Source organism: Stutzerimonas stutzeri, assembly GCF_000935215.1.
Lineage (GTDB): Bacteria > Pseudomonadota > Gammaproteobacteria > Pseudomonadales > Pseudomonadaceae > Stutzerimonas.
The window spans coordinates 1-2633 of record NZ_JXXD01000309.1 but is presented as its reverse complement, the minus strand read 5'-3'; the positions used below and the strand labels follow the sequence as shown (position 1 = coordinate 2633).

5 protein-coding genes are annotated in these 2633 nt (G+C 67.0%); 1 reads left to right on the top strand and 4 read right to left on the bottom strand.

Annotation, left to right across the window (positions count from 1 at the left end; all coding sequences use genetic code 11):
• The 4 genes from LO50_RS24425 to LO50_RS22260 all read right to left on the bottom strand — a co-directional run.
• The coding region (locus LO50_RS24425; RefSeq protein WP_236690621.1) for a zf-HC2 domain-containing protein at positions 1–93 on the bottom strand (93 nt) is incomplete at its 3' end.
• A gap of 10 nt (positions 94–103) precedes the next feature.
• Complete coding sequence (locus tag LO50_RS22270; protein ID WP_003302070.1) at positions 104–664, bottom strand: RNA polymerase sigma factor; 561 nt, start codon at positions 662–664, stop codon at positions 104–106.
• A 150-nt stretch (positions 665–814) separates the two neighbouring features.
• Positions 815–1339, bottom strand: a complete 525-nt coding sequence (locus LO50_RS22265; RefSeq protein ID WP_003302071.1) for a diheme cytochrome c — start codon at positions 1337–1339, stop codon at positions 815–817.
• 10 nt (positions 1340–1349) lie between these two features.
• Positions 1350–1757, bottom strand: coding sequence for a DUF1924 domain-containing protein (locus LO50_RS22260; RefSeq protein WP_003302072.1), 408 nt, complete (start codon positions 1755–1757; stop codon positions 1350–1352).
• Between the two features lie 140 nt (positions 1758–1897).
• Here LO50_RS22260 and LO50_RS22255 point away from each other — a divergent pair.
• Positions 1898–2633, top strand: a 736-nt coding sequence (locus tag LO50_RS22255) for a cytochrome b/b6 domain-containing protein (RefSeq protein ID WP_173425607.1), incomplete at its 3' end; no start/stop codon positions are given.

Genomic DNA, 2633 nt, shown 5'->3' with positions numbered 1-2633 from the left:
GCGACACTGCGGACAACCCGCCAGGTGGGCGGCGGCGTGGCGCTGTGCGGCGGCGTCGAGTTCGTTGTCGAGGTAGGCGGACAGGATCGCCATGTCCAGATGCTCAGTCATCGAGGGTGCCTCCGTTGGCCTGGCGATAGCCGTGCAGCAGCGCCTCGCGGGCGCGTGCCAGGCGCGACTTGACGGTGCCGGCGGCGAGCTGCAGCGTGGCGGCCAGTTCGTCGTAGGCCAGCCCCTCCACCTCGCGCAGCAGCAGGATCTCGCGCTGTTCGTGGGGCAGGCGGGCTAGCAAGCGTTCCAGCAATGCCAGATCGCGACCGGCCTGCAGTCGGCTCAGCGGCGATGGCGCTGGATCGACCGGCTCGGCCAGTTCCTCCGGCGCCACGTCGACGTAGCGTTGCCGCTGGCGCAGCGTATCCAGCGCGGCATTGCGTGCGATCTGCAGCAACCAGGTCTGCAAGCGTGCTTCCGGGCGCCATCTGGGCAGCGCCTGGAAGGCGCGGATGAACGTTTCCTGAGTCAGGTCAGCGGCCTCGTCGGCGCTGCCGAGCAGGCGACGGAGGAAGTGGAAGACCCGCGCCTGATGGACGCGCACTAGCGTGCCGAACGCCTGGCGATCACCACGCGCGGCCTGCTGGATGAGGTCCTGTTCGCTGTCGTTCATTAAGCGCTCGTCTGGGTTGACCGCGCAGGGCGCCGCTAAAACCTGCTGCGTTGCCAACGCCTCGGTTTTTACCGGTGCCCGTGCGCTGCCGGCCGGGTTGCCGCAGGGATATAACGCAACGGTTGGCGAAATGTTCCGGCTATTTTTGTCTCAGCGCGGAATCTTCACCCGGTCCTCGTCGAAGTCGCCTTTTTCCGCGTCGCGATGGCAGGCCACGCAGTTGAAGCGGCCGCCGACCGACTCGCGGGCGAACTTGGCTTCGCTGAGCTCGTCGTGTTTGTGCTCGAACCAGCGCGTCTGGCTGATGCGTGGCGGCTCGCCGGCGGTGGGTGACGGCTCCACCGGTAGGCGGTTGGCGGCCGAGGCGCGGACCAGGAAGTCGAGGATTTCCTTTTCCTGCACCGGGTCCAGCGACGCGTTGCTGCCGTAGTGATCGCCCAGGGTGCGCATCTGCTCGCGCCAGGCATCGGCAGGCAGCAGGCCGGGAGAATAGAGCATGTGGCAGGCCGCGCATTCTTCCTTCCACACCAGCGGTGCGTCGCTGGGTACCGTCAGGCGCTTGGGCCGCTTGTAGCCCTTGCGCTCTCGATGGTCGTCGTCATCGGCGAAGCTGAGGCCGGCCAGTACCAGGGTCAGGCCCAGCCCGGCGACGGCAGCGAGGGGTGCGATCTTCATGGCAGGCTCCTTATTTGATGCTGTCGATCCAGCTGATGAAGTCACCTTTTTCCTGCGCGGTGCATTCACGGGCGTAGACGTCGTCGCAGTTGCGGCGGAACCATTTCTCGACCTTCTTCAGGTCGGTGAAGCGCTCGGGGTTGGCTGCCGGCGCCAGCGGATCGACCTTGCGATGCGCCGGCGTCTTGCCGGGCTGACGCGGGTCGGCGGTGTGGCAGGTGGTGCAGCTCATGGTCTTGCCATTGCGCTGCTCCTCGGCGAAGTACAGCGCCTTGCCGCGCTCGGCGGAGAAACCGGCGAAGTTCGGATTCTCCTGACGCGCCTGGGCGGCGTAGCCGGGCAGCAGTGGGTGTTCGGTTTCGGCCAGGGCGGGCAGGCTCAGGCAGCAGGACAGGAGGATGATCCAGCGGGCTTTCATGGTGCGCTCTCCGGTTGGGAATGAGTGCAGCCTAGGCGCGCCGCCTTACGCCAAGCTGAACCGCAGCGGCTGGCGGCGTTCAGTTTCGTTTCAGCTCGCAGGAATACAAAGGCGGCATCCATTCAATGAGGATCGCCGTCGTGGCTGCTTTCAATCGTTTCCGTCTGTTCCACTGGCTGCTGGCCGGTTTCTTTCTTGGCGCCTACCTCAGCGGTGACGACGCCGAGACGCTGCATATCTGGCTGGGCTACGGCCTGGTGGCGCTGTTGGTGTGGCGCCTGCTGATCGTGCCGCTGCGCCTGCGCGGCTTCCCACAGCTGCTGCCGCCGAAGGGCCAGCGGAGCAAGCCGGGCCTGTCGAGCGTCGGCAAGTGGCTGACGGTCGGCGCGCTGGGCAGTTTCGCCATTGCCAGCGTGGTCGGCCTGGGTATGGTCGACAACGGCGATGTGCTGGCCGCCCTGCCGGGCGTGGGGCCGGATGTCTTCGGCGCCGCCAGCGACATCGATTTCATCGGCTGGATGGGCGATGCCGAGGAAGTGCACGAGTTCTTCGCCAATCTGGGGCTGTGGCTGATCGGCCTGCATGTCGGCTATGTGCTGCTGTTCCGCCGCAAGTCGGTGTGGCCGATGCTGCGTGGCGTGCCCAAGTCGGGGCCGGCTTCGACTGCACCTTCGGCTTCGGCTTCGGCCGCGGCGCCGGCTGCAACTGCGGTGGCGACCTCGCTCGCATCGTCGCCGACGCCGGTTGCCGGTGAATTCACCCGTCTGCGCATTGCCTCACGCCAGGCCGAAACCGCCGACAGCTGCTCGTTCACCCTGCAGGTACCGGCCGCCCAGCGCGCCCGCTTTACCGCGCAGCCGGGGCAGTTCCTCACGC